General features: G+C 71.4%; 12 protein-coding genes. 7 read left to right on the top strand and 5 right to left on the bottom strand.

Translation table 11 applies throughout. The features are described from left to right. The first annotated feature begins 51 nt into the window (after positions 1-51). Positions 52-3,003 carry a helicase C-terminal domain-containing protein gene (locus tag I3V78_RS11180; protein ID WP_204486955.1) on the top strand — a complete coding sequence of 984 codons (2,952 nt, stop codon included), beginning with the start codon at positions 52-54 and terminating at the stop codon, positions 3,001-3,003. A 4-nt stretch (positions 3,004-3,007) separates the two neighbouring features. Here the strand turns inward: I3V78_RS11180 and I3V78_RS39145 are convergent, their stop codons facing one another. From I3V78_RS39145 to I3V78_RS11160, 4 genes are all read right to left on the bottom strand, one after another. Beyond that, positions 3,008-3,532 carry a hypothetical protein gene (locus tag I3V78_RS39145; protein ID WP_239576387.1) on the bottom strand — a complete coding sequence of 175 codons (525 nt, stop codon included), beginning with the start codon at positions 3,530-3,532 and terminating at the stop codon, positions 3,008-3,010. 414 nt (positions 3,533-3,946) lie between these two features. Further along, complete coding sequence (locus tag I3V78_RS11170) at positions 3,947-4,894, bottom strand: pirin family protein (RefSeq protein ID WP_204486953.1); 948 nt, start codon at positions 4,892-4,894, stop codon at positions 3,947-3,949. Between the two features lie 13 nt (positions 4,895-4,907). Further along, positions 4,908-5,654 (bottom strand): HEAT repeat domain-containing protein, encoded by a 747-nt coding sequence (locus I3V78_RS11165; protein ID WP_204486951.1) that lies wholly within the window; start codon positions 5,652-5,654, stop codon positions 4,908-4,910. 67 nt (positions 5,655-5,721) lie between these two features. Beyond that, the gene (locus I3V78_RS11160; protein ID WP_204486948.1) at positions 5,722-6,465 is read right to left on the bottom strand and encodes a HEAT repeat domain-containing protein; all 744 of its coding nucleotides are present in this window, start codon (positions 6,463-6,465) and stop codon (positions 5,722-5,724) included. Between the two features lie 71 nt (positions 6,466-6,536). On the opposite strand from I3V78_RS11160, the gene alaS reads away from it, so the two are divergent. The 4 genes from alaS to I3V78_RS11140 all read left to right on the top strand — a co-directional run bounded on the left by alaS (position 6,537) and on the right by I3V78_RS11140 (position 12,860). Continuing rightward, a complete protein-coding gene (alaS, locus tag I3V78_RS11155) occupies positions 6,537-9,236 on the top strand; it encodes an alanine--tRNA ligase (RefSeq protein WP_204486946.1) in 2,700 nt (899 codons plus the stop codon). Beyond that, the gene (locus I3V78_RS11150) at positions 9,233-9,880 is read left to right on the top strand and encodes a hypothetical protein (protein WP_204486944.1); all 648 of its coding nucleotides are present in this window, start codon (positions 9,233-9,235) and stop codon (positions 9,878-9,880) included. The genes alaS and I3V78_RS11150 overlap by 4 nt, the downstream gene beginning before the upstream one ends. A gap of 53 nt (positions 9,881-9,933) precedes the next feature. Next, positions 9,934-12,066 carry an Hsp70 family protein gene (locus I3V78_RS11145; protein ID WP_204486942.1) on the top strand — a complete coding sequence of 711 codons (2,133 nt, stop codon included), beginning with the start codon at positions 9,934-9,936 and terminating at the stop codon, positions 12,064-12,066. Between the two features lie 155 nt (positions 12,067-12,221). Then, entirely contained in the window at positions 12,222-12,860 is a 639-nt protein-coding gene (locus tag I3V78_RS11140; protein ID WP_204486941.1) for an outer membrane beta-barrel protein, read from the top strand. An 18-nt stretch (positions 12,861-12,878) separates the two neighbouring features. On the opposite strand, the gene I3V78_RS11135 is transcribed toward I3V78_RS11140, so the two are convergent. After that, on the bottom strand, positions 12,879-14,216 hold the full coding sequence (locus I3V78_RS11135) for a glutamate--cysteine ligase (RefSeq protein WP_204486940.1): 1,338 nt from the start codon (positions 14,214-14,216) through the stop codon (positions 12,879-12,881). Between the two features lie 57 nt (positions 14,217-14,273). On the opposite strand from I3V78_RS11135, the gene I3V78_RS11130 reads away from it, so the two are divergent. After that, complete coding sequence (locus tag I3V78_RS11130) at positions 14,274-15,074, top strand: EI24 domain-containing protein (RefSeq protein WP_204486939.1); 801 nt, start codon at positions 14,274-14,276, stop codon at positions 15,072-15,074. 233 nt (positions 15,075-15,307) lie between these two features. Beyond that, positions 15,308-18,523 carry an MXAN_5808 family serine peptidase gene (locus tag I3V78_RS11125; RefSeq protein ID WP_204486938.1) on the top strand — a complete coding sequence of 1,072 codons (3,216 nt, stop codon included), beginning with the start codon at positions 15,308-15,310 and terminating at the stop codon, positions 18,521-18,523. Positions 18,524-18,544 lie beyond the last annotated feature (21 nt).

The raw sequence follows: 18,544 nt of genomic DNA, 5'->3' as shown, positions 1-18,544 counted from the left end.
CCGGTTTCTCGGCATGACGCCCGAAGGCGGGTAGGCTGTGCATTCCTTCCCATGGGCGGCGCGGCGGAGCTCTTCACCCGGCACGTGTTCCTCGACCTCGAGACAACGGGGTTGGATCCGCGCGTCGACGAGGTCATCGAACTCGGGGCCCTGTTCATCGAGAACGGCCGCGTCACCGAGCGCTACGCCCGCTTCTTCTCCGCCTCGCGTCCCCTGCCCCTCACCATCCGCCGGCTCACGGGCATCGAGGACGCGCAGCTCGTCGGCCAGCCCCGGCTCGCGCAGAAGGCGGCCGAGCTGCGCGACAAGCTCGCGGGCTGGACGGTGGTGGCCCACAACGCGTCCTTCGAGAAGGGCTTCCTCCCGGACATCCTCGGCCCCCTGCGCGCGCCGGTGCTCGATTCGTGCGAGGTGATGCACTACCTGCACCCGGAGCTGCCCAGCCACTCCCTGGAGTCGCTGCTGCGCTGGGCCGGCAAGGGCCCCCGCGAGCGCCACCGCGCCATGACGGACTGCGAGGCCACCCACGCCGTGCTGCTGCACGCGCTGGAGGGCTGCATCGCCGAGGGGCGCGCCGAGGATCTCGCGGACCTGCTGGAGACGCTCGATCCGCGCGCCGGGCTCAGGCTCGCGCAGATCGAGGCGGGCGAGGAAGGCGTGGAGCTGGAGGGCGCGCTGGAGTCGGACGCGGCGCCCCTGGTGACGCTGCTCACGGGCGCGTGGAAGATATGCCGCGCGCGCCCGAGTCCCCTGAAACTCTCGGCCTCGGGCTTCCTCCCCGGCCGCCCCGAGCGCCAGCGCGCCAACGGCACCCGGCCCCCGGACGAGCCCCCGGGCGAGGACGTGCCCATCGTGCCCGTGCGCCCCGAGGAGGTCTCCGCCCTGCTCGGCGCGGGCGGCGCCCTGGCCGGGGCCCACGAGTCCTTCGCCGTGCGCCCCGCCCAGCTCGAGATGGCCCAGGCCGTGGCGCGCTCCCTGTCCGACGGAGGCCAGCTCGCGGTGGAGGCCGGCACCGGCACGGGCAAGTCGCTCGCGTACCTCACGCCCGCCGCCCTCTTCACCGTGCGCAACGGCCGCAAGGTGGGCGTGGCGCCGCACACCAAGACGCTCCAGGATCAGCTCATCGAGAAGGATCTGCCCCGGCTGCACCGCGCCACCCAGGGGGCCTTCTCCTACGCGCTGCTCAAGGGCCAGACGAACTACCTGTGCCGCCGCCGCGCCCTGGACGTCACGCGCGTGGAGCCCGGCATGAGCCACGCCGCGCGCGCCCCCCGCGCCTACCTGCGCGCGCTCATGCGCCGGGGCCCGGACGGCGACCTGGACCGGCTCAGCCACTGGTTCCGCGACCGCTTCCCCGTGCTGCACGCGCTCGCGCCGGCCGTGCGCTCCGAGGCGGCCACCACGCTCGGCGAGCGCTGCCCGCACTACCACCGCTGCTACTACCACTCGGCCGTCGCCCAGGCGCGCGAGGCCGACGTGCTCGTCATCAACCAGTCGCTCGCCTTCGCCTGGCCCGCGCGCTACCCGAAGCTGGATCACCTGGTGCTCGACGAGGCGCACGAGGTGGAGGACGTGGCCACCACCGCCCTGTCCTCGGAGCTGTCGGACCATGCCTTCTCGCGGCTGTCCGAGCGGCTGCACGGGCGCGATGGCCGCCGGGGCCTGTTCGCCGAGCTGCGCCGGGCCCTGTTCGCCTCGCGGCGCGCCGAGGCCCGCGTGCTCATGAGCGAGATCGAGGGCGCGCTGCACGACGTGGGCACGAGCGTCTCGGACCTGGGCGAGCGCGTGATGGCCCTGTGCGAGCCCGCCGCGGCGAGCGCCTCCGAGTCCGACGACGAGGCCGCCTACGCCCCCGAGCTGCGCATCACCCCCGAGGTGCGGCGCTCGGCCCCGTGGAGCCCCGTGCGCGAGGGCCTGCTGGACGTGCGCGAGTGCCTGCAGACCCTGCACAAGCGGCTCACCGTGGGCGTGGCCGAGGTGCTGCCGGACCTGGCGGTGCGCATGCCGCCCCTGGAGCGGGAGCTGGCGGGCGGCGTGGCCGAGGTGCAGGAGTTGGCGGTGCTCGCCACGGAGCTGTCCGACGACCCGTCCGAGGGGCGGTGCTACGCGGCCACGGCGGTGCCGCGCAAGCAGCGCTGGACGCTCATCGCCCAGCCGGTGAACGTGGCGGCGTACGTGTCGCGCGACTTCGCCCAGAACAAGCGCTCGCTCGTGCTGGCCTCGGCCACGCTGAGCACCGGCACCGAGCGCATGCCCTACGTGCTCAACCGGCTCGGACTGGACGGGCGCAACGAGGGCATCCCCCCGCCCCGGCTGTTGCGCGCGCCCACGCCCTTCGACTTGAAGCAGCAGGCGCTCGTGGTGCTGGTGACGGACGCGCCTCGCGCGCACGAGCCGGCGTTCATCGACTGGGCGGCGCAGCGCATGTCGGGCCTGGCGCAGGTGATGGGCGGACGGCTCCTGGGCTTGTTCGCCTCCACGCGGCGCATGGAGCGCGTGGCGGATCAGCTCCGCACGAAGCTGGAGCCCCAGGGCATCGAGGTGATGCGGCAGTCGCGGGGCCATGGCCGCTCGCTGGCGGCCCGGCAGGAGAAGGACACTGGCACGGTGCTCATGGGCACCAAGAGCTTCTGGCAGGGCGTGGACATCCCCGGCCGGGGCGTGGGGTGCGTGTTCATCGACAAGCTGCCCCTGGAACCCGCGAGCCGCCCGCTCGTGGCCTCGCGCGAGGAGGCGCTCGCCCGGGGCGTGCACGCGCACCTGGGCTTCCTCCAGTACCGGCTGCCGCGCTCGCTGCTCATGCTGCGCCAGGGCGTGGGCCGGCTCATCCGCTCGACCGAGGACCGGGGCGTGGTCATCATCGCCGACCCGGGCCACCCGAGCTACCGCCAGGCCCTGCTCGACGCGCTCGCGGGCTACCGCGTGGTGCTCATGCCCTGGAGCGAGGCGCGCGTGCGCCTGTTCTCCACGCTCGACGAGATGGGCCTCATCCGCCGGGCGTGAGCCGTCAGGCCGAGTCCGCAGGCGCCGTTGGATCCCAGAGGTACTCCTCGCTGGGCGTCAGGCGCAGGTTCGTGAAGCCATGCCGCGCGACGAAGCGCGCGAAGCGCTCGGAGACGGTCAGCCAACCGTGCAGGCCCCTCGGCCGGAAGATGTCCTCCCTCCGCCAGGTGCCGGGCTCCAGCGAGAAGCCGTGAATGGTATCCAGATGGACGGACAGGCACTCCGGACACGTGGGAGGCGCCGGGAAGCGGAGGCGACCGCGCGTCAGGTCCAAGGCCCCTCGGCCGAAGCAGGCCTTGGTGAACAGGTACGGAGGTGGCGTAGAGAGCGTGGAGTTCCGGCGCTTGCCACGTACCCGGCGGACCTCGACGGGATGGAAGCCCTCGAGCCCCGTGAGCCCTTCCTCTTGGAAGGCCCGCGCGAAGCGCTCGGACACCAGGAGGTCATCCCCCGACCCCTGGAGGAAATCGCCCCACGCCTCCCCATGCAGGACCAGGTCACATCGGTAGGGCGGCAGCCACGTCCGCATGCCCACCCCGACACCACAACGCGGACAACGCGCCCCGTCCTCTCGATTGATGGGCTCGACGGTATCGACCTCCGTGTCGTACCGGGAGCCGGACTCGCCTTCCTCTAGAACGAAGAAGCGCTCGGACACGTCAGAACCCACGGGGAAAGCGCATGCGCATCACGGGCCGATTGTAGACCTCGCGCAGGAAAGCCTCGAACTGACCCGGTGTCGCCTGACGGTAGCGCCTCAGCCAGGTGATGATCTCCTTGTCCAGTTCCCGGTTTTGGATCGGTCTCTCGCAGCACCGCGCAGGCGCTCACCCTCCCCTGCTTGCCATGACACACGACCGTCAGGTCGTTCGGCGCGCACGGCACCTGGGTCAGGAGCACCCACAAGAGCGAAAGCACGATGACCTCCGGATGAGTTCCGCGCTCACGCCTTGTCCAGCACGCCGTTCTGGTAGTCCTGGATCGCCTGGCGGATCTCCGCCTCCGTGTTCATCACGAAGGGGCCGCGCTGGACGATGGGCTCGCGCAGGGGCCTGCCCGCCGCCACCAGCACCGCGCTGCGCTGGTTCGTCGCCCGGATGCGCAGCCGCTTGCCCGGCCCCAACAGCGCGAGGCTCCCCGCCCGCACCGTCCTCGGCGTGTCCTCGGGCCCGATGTGCACCTCGCCCTCGTGCACGAACGCGAACGCCGTGTGGCCCTCGGGCACCTCCCACCGGGCCGGCGTGTCGTCCTCCAGCCGCAACGTGAAGAGCACGGGCTCGGTCGGGCGCTCGCGCACGGGGCCCTGGAGGCCCTCCAGACCGCCCGCGATGAGCCGCACGTGGCTGCCCGCCGCCGACAGCTTCGCCTCGCTCAGGCGGTCGGGTTGCAGGTCCTGGTAGTGCGGCGCGCACAGCTTCTCGCGCGCGGGCAGGTTGACCCACAACTGGAAGCCCGACATCAGCCCCCGCTCCTGCTCGGGCATCTCCGAGTGGATGATGCCCCGCCCCGCCGTCATCCACTGCGAGCCCGCCCCCAGGATGAGCCCCGAGTTGCCCTGGCTGTCGCGGTGGCGCATGTGCCCGTCCAGCATCACCGTCACCGTCTCGAAGCCCCGGTGCGGGTGGTCGGGAAAGCCCGCCAGGTACGCGCCCGGATCGTCCGAGTGGAAGTGGTCCAGCATCAGGAACGGATCCAGGTGGCGCAGCGCCGACTGGCCGATGACACGCGTGAGCCGCACGCCCGCGCCGTCGCTCGTGGGCACGCCGCTCAAGGTGTCGAGCACCTTGCGGTCCGACGTGGCGTGGTACGCGGGAGCGCGCGAGCACCCCGCCGCCAGGGCCGCCGTGATCAGCAGGGAGTCGAGGAGGAAGCGCCGGCGCGTCGTCGTCATGCGGCCGAGTCTGTCACAGCTCCCACTCGAACGTGTCCGCGGCCTCGTCGATGATGCGCGGCGCGAGCGCCTTGAGCAGCTCCTCCGGCTTCGCCCCCGACGCCTGGAGCTCCACGTCGCCGAGCAGCGCCTGGTCCGGGTAGCCGATGCACACCATCGTCACGCGCAGGCCCCCGGACTCGGTCTCGTGGATCTCCCCCTGCAACCGGTAGCCCCGCACGCCGAGCTTGCGCAAGACGCCCTGCGCCGCGGCCTTGCTCTCGCGCGCCGGGGCCAGCGCCGCGCCCAGCTTCGTGAGCTTGCGCCGCATGCGCGCCTCGGTGACCCGCAGGACCTCGGCCTTCACCTGCCCCGACTTGTCCTTGAGCTCCAGCAGCGACACGTAGACCTTGGGCGTCTGATCCTTGAGCCCCTGCAGCGTCTTGAGCGAGGCCTGGATGGCCGTCTTCGTCGCGGCGTCCGTCTCGCCCTTGCGCCCCTTGAGGCACTCCAGGCCCGCCAGTTCCTGGAGCGTGCCCAGCGCCCGCGCCGACGCGGCCCGCACCGCCTCGCTGGGGTCCTTCAGGGCCTCGCACAGGGGCGGCAGGGCCTCGGGGTCATCCGAGGCGCCCAGGGTCGACGCCGCCTTGGAGCGCGCCTGGGGATCCTCCCCCTGCCCGAGCTGTCGGCTCAGCGCGGCGATCCGCACGTCCACCTGGGCCGCGGCGGGGGAAACAACGACACACATCGAGACGAGGAGCAGGAAAGACGAACACCGCATGTCAGGTCATTCCATCCTAGCGCGCGTACCCGGCGAAACCCATTCGCCCCCCACACCGGCCCGCCCCCTACTTCTTCATCGAGGCCAGTGCGTCCTCGACGGCCCGAGGCGCCAGCGCCGCGAGCAGCTCGCCCGGCTCCTCGTCGGACCCTTGGACCTCCACGTTCCCGAGGAGCTGGTGCTTGCCAGGATAGCGCAGACACATCACCGAGAGCTTGAGTCCTCCCGCGCTCCCCGGACGAATTTCAGAGAGCAGCCGGTAGCCAGGCAGCTTGCCCTGGGCGAGCTGGGCCTTGGCCTCGGCCTCGCTCTGGCCCGCGGGCGCCAGGTCCGCGCCGAGCTGGAAGAGCTTGCGCCGCATGCGGGCCTCGGTGAGCTTCACCATCTCCGGGGACAGCGTGCCCGTGGTGTCCTTGAGCGCGCCGAGCATCACGACCATGCGGGGGGGCCGCGCCCGGAGCGCCTGGGTGGCCTTCACCGCCGAGGCCAACGCCTGTTGCACGGTGGCGTCCGGCTCGTCCTTGCGCGCCTCCAGACACTCCAGGGCCCCGGGCTCGGCCAGCGCCTCCAGGGCCTTGGCCGCCGCCGCGCGCACCTCGGGCGCCTCGTCCGCGAGCCCGGCGCACAGGGGCGCCAGGGCCTCGGGGTCCTCCGATTCTCCCAGGACCCGCGCGGCCTGGACCTTCTGGGTCGCGAGCGCGCCCTGTTTGAGCGTCCGGGCCAGCGACGCGGTCCGGGCATCCGCCTGGGCCAGGGCGAGGGTGGGACAGGCGAGCAGCAGGGCGGCGACAAGGTGGGTGGGAGAGCGCATGTCAGGTGGAGAGCCTAGCCCGGTCTACAAGAAAGGCAGCATCCCCCTCTCTTGTGGCATATACCCTCACCATGTCCTCTGCCCTGTCCGCCTCCCAGATCCGCGAGGCGTTCCTCCAGTTCTTCGAAGGGCGCGGTCATCGCCGCGTCGCGTCGTCCTCCCTCGTCCCCCAGAACGACCCCACCCTGCTGTTCACCAACGCGGGCATGGTGCAGTTCAAGGACGTCTTCACCGGCCGGGAGAAGCGCGACTACGCGCGCGCCACCACGTCGCAGAAGTGCGTGCGCGCCGGCGGCAAGCACAACGACCTCGACAACGTGGGCTACACCGCGCGCCACCACACGTTCTTCGAGATGCTCGGCAACTTCTCCTTCGGCGACTACTTCAAGGCGGACGCCATCGCGTACGGCTGGGAGTTCGTGACCAAGACGCTGGGCATCGACACGACGCGCCTGGCCGTCACGGTGTTCAACGGCGAGGGCGGTGTCCCCTGGGACGAGGAGGCCCACACGCTGTGGCTCAAGCAGGGCGTGCCCGCCGAGCGCATCTACAAGCTCGGGCTCAAGGACAACTTCTGGGCCATGGGCGACACGGGCCCCTGCGGCCCCTGCTCGGAAATCCACTACCACCAGGGCGACGACATCCCGTGCGCCGAGGTGGCCGCGGGCCGCGCGTGTCAGGGCGTGGCGTGTGACTGCGACCGGTGGCTGGAGATCTGGAACCTCGTGTTCATGCAGTTCGAGCGCAAGGAGAAGGACGCGCCGCTCATCCCCCTGCCCAAGCCGTCCATCGACACGGGCGCGGGCCTGGAGCGCGTGGCGTCCGTCGTCCAGGGCAAGCGCTCCAACTACGACACGGACCTGTTCCAGAACATCCTGGGGCGCGTGAGCGAGCTGTCCGGCAAGGCCTACACCCAGGAGGGCGGGGCCTCCATGCGCGTGGTGGCGGACCACAGCCGCGCGGCCGCCTTCCTCATCGCCGATGGCGTGCAGCCCTCCAACGAGGGCCGCGGCTACGTGCTCCGGCGCATCATGCGCCGCGCCATCCGTCACGGCTCGCAGCAGCTGGAGCTCGACAAGGTCTTCTTCTTCGAGGTGGTGGACCGCGTCATCCAGCTCATGGGCGACGCCTACCCCGAGCTGCGCGAGGGCCGCACGTTCATCCTCGAGGTGTGCAAGTTCGAGGAGGAGAGCTTCCGCAAGACGCTGCACCGCGGGCTCAAGCTCATCGACGAGGAAGTGGCCCGGATGAAGGCCGCGGGCGAGACCCAGCTCAAGGGCGACAAGGTGTGGGACCTGCACAGCACCTATGGCTTCCCGTGGGACCTGACGGAGATCATCCTCAAGGAGCGCGGCTTCGGCACGGACCTGGAGGGCTTCAACCAGAAGAAGAAGGAAGAGGCCGAGCAGGGTGAGGGCTCCACGCTCAACAAGGACAAGGCGGTGGGCGCGGTGTACCACCAGCTGCTCGAGCGGCTGGGCACCACCGAGTTCCTCGGCTACGAGGGCCTGGGCCACGAGGGCGAGGGCTCCGTGCGCGCCATCCTCAAGGGCGGGGCCGAGGTGCTGGAGGCGCACGCGGGCGACGAGGTGGAGTTCGTGCTGGACCGCACGCCCTTCTACGGCGAGTCCGGTGGCCAGACGGGTGACACGGGCCGCGTGGTGGGCCATGGCGGCAAGGCGGTGGCCGAGGTGTCCGACGCCCAGCGTCCGGTGTCCGGCCTCGTGGTGCACCACGTGAAGGTGTCCGAGGGCACGTTCAAGGTGGGCGACATGGTGCAGGCGAGCGTGAACGGCGAGCGCCGCGCGTCCATCCGCGCCAACCACTCGGCCACGCACCTGTTGCACCGCGCGCTCAAGATGGTGCTCGGCGAGCACGTGAAGCAGGCGGGCTCCGTGGTGGCCGCGGACTACCTGCGCTTCGACTTCTCGCACTTCTCGCCCATGACGCACGATCAGCTCGATCAGGTCGAGGACCTGGTCAACGGCTGGGTGCGCGAGAACACCGAGGCCCAGACGCGCATCATGAGCCTGGAGGAGGCGCGCAAGTCGGGCGCCGTGGCCATGTTCGGCGAGAAGTACGGCGAGACGGTGCGCGTCGTCACCGTGCATCCGCAGACGACGGAGCTGTGCGGCGGCACCCACGTGCGCCGCAGCGGCGACATCGGCCTGTTCAAGGTCGTCTCCGAGAGCGGCGTGGCCTCGGGCGTGCGGCGCATCAACGCCGTCACCGGCCTGGGCGCGCTGCAGTACGTGCGCGAGGCCGAGCGCGAGCTCAAGAAGGCCGCCGAGCTGCTCAAGACGAGCCCCAAGGATCTGGTCAAGCGCGTGGAGGCCACGCAGAAGCGCGTGAAGGACCTGGAGCGCAAGGTCGAGGAAGTGACCGTGAAGGCGCAGTCGGGCTCCAGCAAGGACCTGCTCGAGCAGGCGCGCGACATCAACGGCATCAAGGTGCTCGCCACGCGCATGGATCCGGCGGACCCGAACGTGTTCCGGGGCCTGGCCGATCAGCTGCGCGACCGGCTCAAGTCCGGCGTGGTGCTCATCGGCGGCGAGAAGGACGGCAAGGCGGTGCTCATGGTGGCCGCCACCCAGGACGTGGTGAAGCGCGGCATCAACGCGGGCGCGCTGCTGCGCGAGCTGGCCAAGGAGGTCAACGGCCGGGGCGGTGGCAAGCCCGACTTGGCCCAGGGCGGTGGCGAGGATCCCTCGCGCATCCCCGCCGCCTTCGACAAGCTCTACGAGCTGGTGAAGGGGACGACCCTCGCATGAGCCGCCACTTCCGGGTGCTCGCCTCGCTCCTGTGCGTGTCGGCCCTCGTGGGCGGCTGCAAGGACAAGTCCGAGCCCGAACCGACCACGGACCGCACGCTGGAGCAGCTGCGCCTGGAAGTGGAGCGGATGAACAAGGGAGGCGCCCCCAGCGGGCCTCCCGCCGCGCCCACCGCGCCCGAGTCGCCTCACGATCGGCTGGCCCAGCTGGCCGCCGGAAGCGAGGACGACGCGCCCCTTCGCCTGCGCCCCGTGTCGCGCAAGGCCGTGCCCGTGCACGACGGCTTCGAGGTGCGCGCCGTCAGCCTGGAGGCGATGCACACGGTGAGCGGCACGGGCCGCCTGTCGCTCACCACCGACGAGTACTTCGTGCGCCTGACGCTCGAGACCCTCAACAAGGGCCAGGTGCCCGCCACCCAGTCGGTGGAGGGCGCGGTGCTCGAGGACGCCACGGGCCAGCGCCATCCCATCGCCCGGGATGCCCAGACCGTGGCCGGCACCCGGCAGCTGGGCTTCACCGCGCCCCCCGGCGAGCCGCAGGCGCTCGTGTTGCTCTTCGAGGTGCCCGCCACCGCCCTGGAGCCGGGACTGAGCCTCGTGCTCCCCCATGCTGGCGACGCGGACGCCCGCGTGCCGCTGCAATGACGGACCCCCGGAGGCGGTGACGCGCGGTGACGGCCGAGTCCAAACTGCTCCCGATGCGCATCCGCCTCCCGTACGCCACGGAGGAGGAGTTCATCGCGAAGTACGGCCCCCACGTCGCGCGGGGAGGCCTCTTCCTGGCCACCCGCGCGCCCAAGCCCGAGGGCACGGGCCTGGCCTTCGAGCTCGTGCTGGCCGAGGGCGGCCGCCTGCTGCGCGGTGAGGGCGTGGTGGTGAAGGCCGTCACCGAGGGCGCCCGCGCCGGGATGACCGTGCGCTTCACCCGCCTGGACGCGCACAGCAAGGCCCTCATCGACCGCATCCTGGAGCTGCGCGCGCCCGCCCCCGCGCCGCCCGCCCCCGCGCCCGTGGCGGAGGTGGCCCCCCCGCCCGAGCCGCCCCGGCGCGCCCGGCCCGTCATCACCGCGGAGGCCCTGCGCAAGCAGGCCGAGCGGGTGCCCATCCCCGGCGGGGGCGCCCCCAAGCCCGCGCCGCCGCCCGCCCCCGAACCGCCCCCGCCCCCGACTCCCCAACCCCCACCTCCCGAGCCACCCCCGCCCGCTCCGGCGCCCGCGCCCGTGACCGAGCCCCTCGAGCCCCGGGGGCGCCGCCGCTCCATCCTCGACGTGCCCGTCACGCCCACCGTGGTCGCCGCGCCCCGGGACGTGGTGCTCGGCATCGATCTGGGCAGCACGTGGACGCGCGCCGCCGTGCACCACCAGGGCTCGCTGCGGCGCATTCCGGTGGGGCCCGGGGACACCTTGTCCTCGCTGCTCGCCGTGGACGAGGCGGGCGAGGTGCTCGTGGGCGAGCGGGCCCGCGAGGCGGCGGAGCTCCGGCCGGCCCAGGCCGTGCTCGAGTGGCAGCGACTGCTCGGACGGCGGACGCGCTCGCTCCCGTCGCGCGCGCCCACCGCGCCGCCCCCTCTTCCCCGCGAGGGGCCCGAGGGCGAGGCGCGCCTCGCGGCCCGGCTCCTGCGCGAGCTGCGCACCGCCGCCACCACCTTCCTCGGCCATGACGTGGCGCGCGCCGTGCTGTGCGTGCCCGCCCACTTCGACGACCGCCAGCGCGCCGCCCTGCGCGAGGCGGCCGGACTCGCGGGGCTCGAGGTCCTGCGCATCCTCAACGCCTCCTCGGCCGCGGCGCTCGCCTTCGGCCATGAGCGGGGACTGGCCCGCAAGCGCCTGCTCGTGGTGGACATCGGCGGCGGCGGCCTGGACGTGTCCGTGGTGCAGCTCACCGGGGACGACCTGGAGGTCATCTCCACCGGGAGCGAGCCGGGCCTGGGCGGCCAGGACTTCGATGCGCGCCTCGCCGAGGCGCTCGCCAGCGCCCTGCAGGAGCAGGGGCTGCCCCGGCCCCAGACGCCCGCCGAGTGGGTGCCCCTGCGGCTCGCCGCCGAGTCCGCCAAGCTCGCCCTGAGCGAGCGCGACGAGGTCACCCTGCCCTTGCCCGGAGGCGCCGCGCCCCTCGTGCTGCGGCGCGAGCGGCTGGAGGCGCTCACCGCGGATCTCGTGCAGCGCGTCACCCTCGGCGTGCGGCAGGTGCTGGAGTCCAGCGCGCTCACGCCCCAGGGGCTCGACGCGGTGCTGCTGCTCGGGGGCCAGGGCCGCATGCCGCTCGTGCGTCGCCGGCTGGAGGAGAGCCTCGGCGTGCCCGTGCGCCTGGAGCCGGACACCTCGCACTGGGCGGCGCTCGGCGCGGCGCTGCTGGGCCAGGGGCTCCTGGACGCCGCCACGGGCAAGCCCGGCGCCACCGTGTCCGATGTGCTGTCCGTGCCCCTGGGCGTGGCCGAGCGCGGCGGCACGCTGCGGCGCGTGCTCGAGCGCAACACCCGGCTGCCCGCGGAGAAGACGCTCGTGATTCCCGTGACGCCTGGGCCGCTCTCGCTCGCGCTCTTCCAGGGGCCCTCCGCCCTGGCCCTGGACAACGAGTACCTCGGCGCGCTCACCTTCGAGATCGACCGCCCCGGCGAGGCCGAGGTGCACCTGAGCCTGTCCCAGGACGGCACGCTCTCGCTCGCCGCGACCCTGCCCTCCGCGCGCCGCCATGCCGTCACCCTCGCCACCGCCCTGCCCGAGGAGGCCGACCTGGAGGCGCTCCTCGCGCGCTCGCCGCTGGAAGGCGACGCGGGCGCGAAGCCCGGCGGACTGTTCAAGGGGTTGAAGAAACTCTTCGGGCGCCGCTAGGGGAACAGGCGGCCAGGCGAGCCCCACCCATCCCGACGGTGCAGGGCCCGACCTCGGGAGGGCAGGCGGCCCGTGTCCGTGTTCCCGCCGCACGCATGGCCAGATTCCGTCCGTACACACGAAGTCGGTCAAGGCCGACATGACGGGAGAACGAAATGAAGGCTCGTTCCTGGATGGGTGGGCTCGCGCTGGTGTCTCTGTGCACGGCGGGGGCGGCGACGGCCGCGATCGACGCATCGCGGATGGCGGGACGGCTCAACTACGACGCGGACCGCACCAAGGTGGGCGTGGACGTGCGCCTGGGCGTGGGCGGTCTGACGGGCAGCGCGGGTGATCGGACCAAGGTGGGCCCCCTGGTGGGCGTCACCGCTGGAGCCCAGCCGTGGCGCAACTTCGGCGTGGAGGCGGGGGTGGAAGGCCAGCGCCTGGCGATTGACGACGTGCGCATCGGCTCGGGCGAGGCCCTGTACCGCTACAACGCCGGCCTGATGGCCAAGGCGGGACCGCTCATCGCCCAGGAGAAGATGCGGCCCTACGTGGGCGTGGGCGCGGGCATGAGCTACTACAACATCACCAACGGCGCCACGGGCCTCTACAGCAACGACTTCGTCGCCGAGGTCCCCCTCGCCGCCGGCCTGGACTACCGCTTCACCCCGAGCATCTTCGCGGGAGCGCGGGCCTCCTACCGCGTGCTCGTCGGCCAGGAGTTCGCCGATGGCGCCAACGCCTTCACCACGGGCGACACCAGCGGCGGCCTGCTCAACTTCGCCGCGACGCTGGGTGGCCGTTTCTAGCCACCCGGTCGGCGCGCGTCACAGCGCGCAGCGCGCCAGCAGGGTCTCGGGGTTGGGGTTCTTCTCCCACGCCTCGAGCACCCGCTGCGCCGGAGACTTGCCGGACGCGGCCACCTCGGCGAGCACGTCGAGCAGGGGCGCGTCGGCGGGATCCAGCCGCTCCAGGCCCCGGCGGGCGATGGCCACCATCTCCCCGGCGAGCCGGTGCAACTCCTGCCCCTCCAACCGCCCGGCCAGACCCTCGCGGCGGCCGGTGTCGTGGAAGGCGCGCTGCTGCTCCAGCGTCAGCCGCGGCAGCAGCCGCTCGGCCTCGTCCAGGGCGGTGCGGTCATACAAGAGGCCCCGCCACAGCGCCGCGAGCGCCCCCGTCATGTCGGCGGGCACGCAGTCCGCGCCCCGCACCTCGACGATCTTCTTGAGCCGCGCCTCGGGGAAGAGCGTGGACAGGTGGTCCGTCCAGTCCGACAGGTCCGCCGGGCTGCCCTCGTAGCCCTCCTGCATGAAGCGCCGGAAGGTCATCTTCGGCCGCAGGTACTGGCCGTTGCGGCGCAGGAAGAGGATGGGGGCGTCCAGGGCCCACTCCACATAGGCGCGGTAGGAGAAGGAGCCGTCGAAGAAGGCCGGCAGGTAGCCACAGCGCGTGGGGTCCACCTCGTCCCAGACGCGGCTGCGGAAGGACAAGTAGCCCGAGGGCTTGCCGTCGCGCAGCGGGCTGTTGGCGTAGAGGGCCACGAGCAGCGGGGTGAGCCGGGCGATGAGCACGGTCTTGCGCACACAGTCCGCCTCGTCCTCCCAGTCCATCGACACCTGCACGGTGGACGTCATCAGCATCATGTGGTGGGCCAGCGCGCCGCGCTCGGGCAGGGACTGACGCATGGCGACATAGCGCGTCTTGGGCATCCACGACACGGCGTCGGTCGTGCCGAAGGGCCGGTAGCCCATGGCCACCAGTTGGAGCCCCAGCGGGGCGGCGGCGGCCTTCACCTCGGCCAGGTGGGCCAGGTTCTCCGCGTGGGCCTCGCGGGCGGTGACGAAGGGCGAGCCGGACAGTTCGAACTGGCCCCCGGGCTCCAGGGAGATGGTGAGCATGCCCTTCTGCAGGGCGATGATGGGCGAGTCGGGCGTCTCCCGGAAGGGCGTGTAGCCGCCCGGCGCGAGCCGTTCCAGCAGGGCGCCGATGCCCGAGGAGCCCTCGTAGGGCACGGACCGTGCACCCCCAACGGGGTAGACGAATTTCTCGTGCTCGAGACCCAGGCGGTGTTGGGCTCGGGGTTTTTCCGCGGACCGGAAGCCCTCCAGGAGCATGTCGACGGAGGTGATGGGCGCGGAGTCGGTCCGCTTGAGGTCGAGGGACATGGCGGCCCTATATAACGGTCGTTGACCCGGCCGCTGCCATTTGCGCATCGTCCCGGCATGACGCCCTCCTCGCCGGTGCCGCCCTTCTCCGCGCGCTCCTCGATCTCGGACTTCTTCCAGGGGGTGGGGCTCATCTTCCGGGCCTGGGGCCTCATCTTCCGCACCCCCCGGCTGCTCCGCCTGTCGGCCCTGTGCGCCCTCGTCACCCTGGTGGCCCTGGCGGCGCTGCTCGTGCTGCTCTGGACCCAGGCGCCCGGCTGGCTCGGGGCGGTGTGGCCCCGGCCGGACCCCTGGTGGGCACGCGCCCTCTGGACCGGGGTGCTGCTCGTGCTCGGCGTGCTGGGCTTCGTGGTGGGCGCCAATGTCGGCCTGCCGATCGTGCTGGCGCCGCTGCAGGATCCCCTGTCGGAGATCACCGAGGAATTGTGCGGGGACTACGTCTCCCCGCCCTTCCGGCCCGGGGCGTTCCTCACGGGCCTGGGCGTGAGCGTGGCGCACACCCTGGCCCGCGTGCTGCTCCTGCTCTTGGGCCTGGCGCTCCTCCTGCCCCTGAACCTGCTGCCGGGCGTGGGCAGCGTGGCCTGGGCGGTGCTCGCGACGTCGTGGACCATGCTCTGGCTCGCCGGGGAGCACTTGGCGGCCCCCATGACGCGCCACCTCTACCCCTTCGCGCAAATCCGCCGCACGTTGCGCGCGCGCTGGCCCCTGTGCCTGGGCTTCGGCGCGGGCGTCTACGTGCTGTTGTGGATCCCGATTCTCAACAGTCTCTTCCTCCCGGTGGCCGTGGTGGGGGGCACCCTGCTCTACCGGGGCCTGCGCGCCGTGGGCGGCGTGCCGCCTCCGCCCGACGGGAAATAATCGTCCCCGCCGACTGTCTGGGGTTCATTCGGACCCCGGCGCGGGAACGCAGCACGCCGCCGTGGTGTTGTCCAACACTGCGCGAGGACGTGCGCTTGAAGCACCGGGGGTCCGTGATTAGGCTTGCCCGGCTGCTTCCGGCATCTTTGTCGTTTCTTCCAACTCCTCGATTTGACTCGGGTTTTCACGCATCACCCCCCCTCGGAGCCCGCGGGCTCCGACCTGGATGGACCATGCCGCGAATCTTTCGCCGGATCACCGCCGTCGCCGTCCTGCTGGGCGCCTGGGCCCTCGTGGGCAACAACCGGGCACCCATGCCCCTGACGCTTGGAGCCGCGGAGGCCGGTCAGACGGCCCCGGACTCCGCCAGCCCGGGGGACAAGAAGAACGACCTGTCCTCCCTGCGCGTCTTCACCAAGGTCATCCTCTACGTGAAGGAGAACTACGTCGACCCCAAGCGCGTGCGGCCCAAGGAGATGATGATCGCCGCGCTGGAGTACGTGGAGAAGAGCGTGCCGGACGTGCTCGTGGACGGCAACGCCGAGTCGGGCAAGCTCAACGTCAACGTGAACGGCAAGCCGCGCGAGTTCGACATCTCCCACGTGGACTCGCTCTGGAAGATGTCCTTCACGCTCAAGGACGTGTTCGACTTCATCGGCAAGAACATGCGGCCCATGGATGACACGCGGGACATCGAGTACGCGGCCGTCAACGGCATGCTCTCCACGCTGGACCCGCACTCGGTGCTCTTGCGCCCCGAGGTCTACCGGGAGATGAAGCTGTCCACCAAGGGCGAGTTCGGCGGCCTGGGCTTCGTCATCCAGATGCGCGAGGGCAACCTCACCGTCATGAAGGTGCTGCCCAAGACGCCGGCGCACCGCGCGGGCATCCTCAAGGACGATCAGATCAAGAAGATCGGCGAGGAGTCCACCGTCAGCATGGACCTCAACGAGGCGGTGTCCAAGCTGCGCGGCCCCGTGGACAGCCGCATCACCATCACCGTGGAGCGCAAGGGCTGGGACAAGCCGCGCGCCCTGACGCTCGCGCGTGGGATGATCTCCATCGACAGCGTGCAGTCCAAGCTCCTGGCCGGCAACGTGGGCTACGTGCGGCTCAAGAACTTCCAGGGCAACACCACGCGTGACCTGCAGGCGTCGCTCGCGGAGATGCGCAAGCAGGCCGAGGGCAAGGGCGGCTTCAAGGGCCTGGTGCTCGACATGCGCGGCAACCCGGGCGGTCTGCTCGAGCAGGCCATCCAGGTGTCCGACACCTTCGTGTCCGAGGGCACCATCGTCTCCACCGTGGGCCTGTCGGACAAGCTGCGCGAGGAGAAGCGCGCCCACGCCGATCCGGGCGAGGAGTCCTACCCGGTGGCGGTGCTGGTGAACGCGGGCAGCGCCTCGGCCTCGGAGATCGTCGCCGGCGCGCTCAAGAACCTCAACCGCGCGGTCATCATCGGCCGGCAGACGTTCGGCAAGGGCAGCGTGCAGGTGCTCTACGACTTCCCGGACGACAGCGCGCTCAAGCTCACCATCGCCAAGTACCTCACCCCCGGTGACGTCTCCATCCAGGAGGTGGGCATCGTGCCGGACATCGAGCTCGTGCCGTCCGCCGTCACCGACGAGCGCGTGGTGGTGTTCGCCCCCCGCAAGACCATTGGCGAGGCGGACCTGGATCAGCACTTCGGCAACCCCAACTCGGACTCGGTGGCCAAGAAGCGCGAGGACGTGCTCGGCCGCGAGAAGCCCCTGGAGACGGTGCGCTACCTCAAGGTGGACCAGAAGGACCTGCAGGCCGTCGCCAAGAAGCAGGAGGAGGCCAGCAAGGGCACCGCCGTCAAGGAGGACCCCAAGCAGCACGCGGGCAGCCACCTGTTGGACGTGAACTCGGTGGGCTCCAGCGAGGAGCTGGACGACCAGCTGGACGCGGAGAGCCAGGACGACGTGAAGGAGGACTTCGAGGTGCAGTTCGCCCGCGACTACGTCCTCCAGGTGCCCTTCACCACGCGCAAGCAGATGCTCGACAAGGGCAAGGACTTCGTGGAGAAGAAGATGGCCGAGGAGCAGCAGCGCATCGACGCGGCCATCACCGCCCTGGGCGTGGACTGGAGCCCGGGCGCGACCCCCAAGGACGTGAAGCTCGCCGCCACGTTCTCGCCGACCCAGGATCAGAAGATCGCCGCGGGCGAGACCTTCGACATGGCCGTCACGGTGGAGAACAAGGGGGCCGAGGCCCTCAAGCGCGTGCGCGCCTGGACCGAGAGCGACAACTACTACCTGGATCGCCGCGAGTTCCTCATCGGCAGCCTGGCGCCGGGCGAGAAGAAGACCTGGAAGGTGAAGGTGCGCCTGCCCAAGGACTTGGTGTCGCGCCGCGACGACGTGACGGTGAAGGTGCTGGACGACAATGGGCCGCTGCCCGGCACGGTCGTGAGCGAGCTCATCTTCACCGAGCTGCCCCGCCCCGCGTTCGCCTTCAACTGGCAGGTGGTGGATGACTGCGCCGCGTGCAACGGCGACGGCATCGCCCAGCGCGGCGAGGACGTGAGCGTGGTGCTGGACGTGACGAACACCGGCAAGGGCAAGGCGCTCGACTCGTTCGCGCAGATCAAGAACGTGGGCGAGCCGAACATCTTCATCGAGAAGGGCCGCTTCAAACTGGGTGAGATTGGCCCGGGCGAGACCAAGACGGCGCGCTTCCAGCTCGCGGTGAAGAAGGGCCTCAAGGAGGACCACTTCGCGCTCAAGCTCAACATCATCGACGAGCCGCTCGAGGAGTTCGCCGTGGAGAAGCTGGAGCTGCCGGTGACGGACGCGCCCGCGGTGAAGCTCGAGGCCAAGAAGGGCCTGGTGAAGGTGGCCGAGAAGGCGGAGCTGCTCGCCGAGCCGCGCGCCGACGCGACCGTCATCGCCCGGCTGCCGCGCCCGGCGACGATGACCGTGGAGGCCAGCACCAAGGGCTTCTACCGGGTGGAGCTGGACAAGGGTCGCTTCGCCTTCGTGAAGGCCCAGGACGCCAGCGAGACGCGGGGCAAGCCCAACACGTCCCAGGAGCTCACCTACGTGGCGCGCCGCTCGCCGCCGGACATCAAGCTCGACGTGGACCCGAGCCAGGGCGGCCTCGTGGCCAACGGCGACCGCTTCACCCTGAGCGGGGTGGTGGAGGACGCCCAGGGCCTCCTGGACATGTACGTCCTGGTGAACGACCAGAAGGTGTACTTCCAGGCCGTGGACCCCACCAAGGTCAAGGGCAACGCGCCCCAGCGGCTCAAGTTCTCCACCGAGTTCGCGCTCAAGGAGGGCAACAACAGCGTGCTGGTGGTGGCGCGCGAGAGCACCGACTTCGCCAGCCGCCGCACCCTGGTCATCCGCCGCCGTCCGGCCGAGATGGCCCAGAAGCTCACCGCGCCGGGCCAGGCCACCAAGCCGGCCAAGACCGTCACGCCGTGAGGCACTGAACAGGCCCCCTGA

This window comes from Archangium primigenium, from assembly GCF_016904885.1.
In the GTDB taxonomy this organism is placed as follows: Bacteria; Myxococcota; Myxococcia; order Myxococcales; family Myxococcaceae; genus Cystobacter; species Cystobacter primigenius.
Note: the sequence above shows the minus strand (reverse complement) of the source record. Positions and strands in the feature narration are given on the sequence as shown.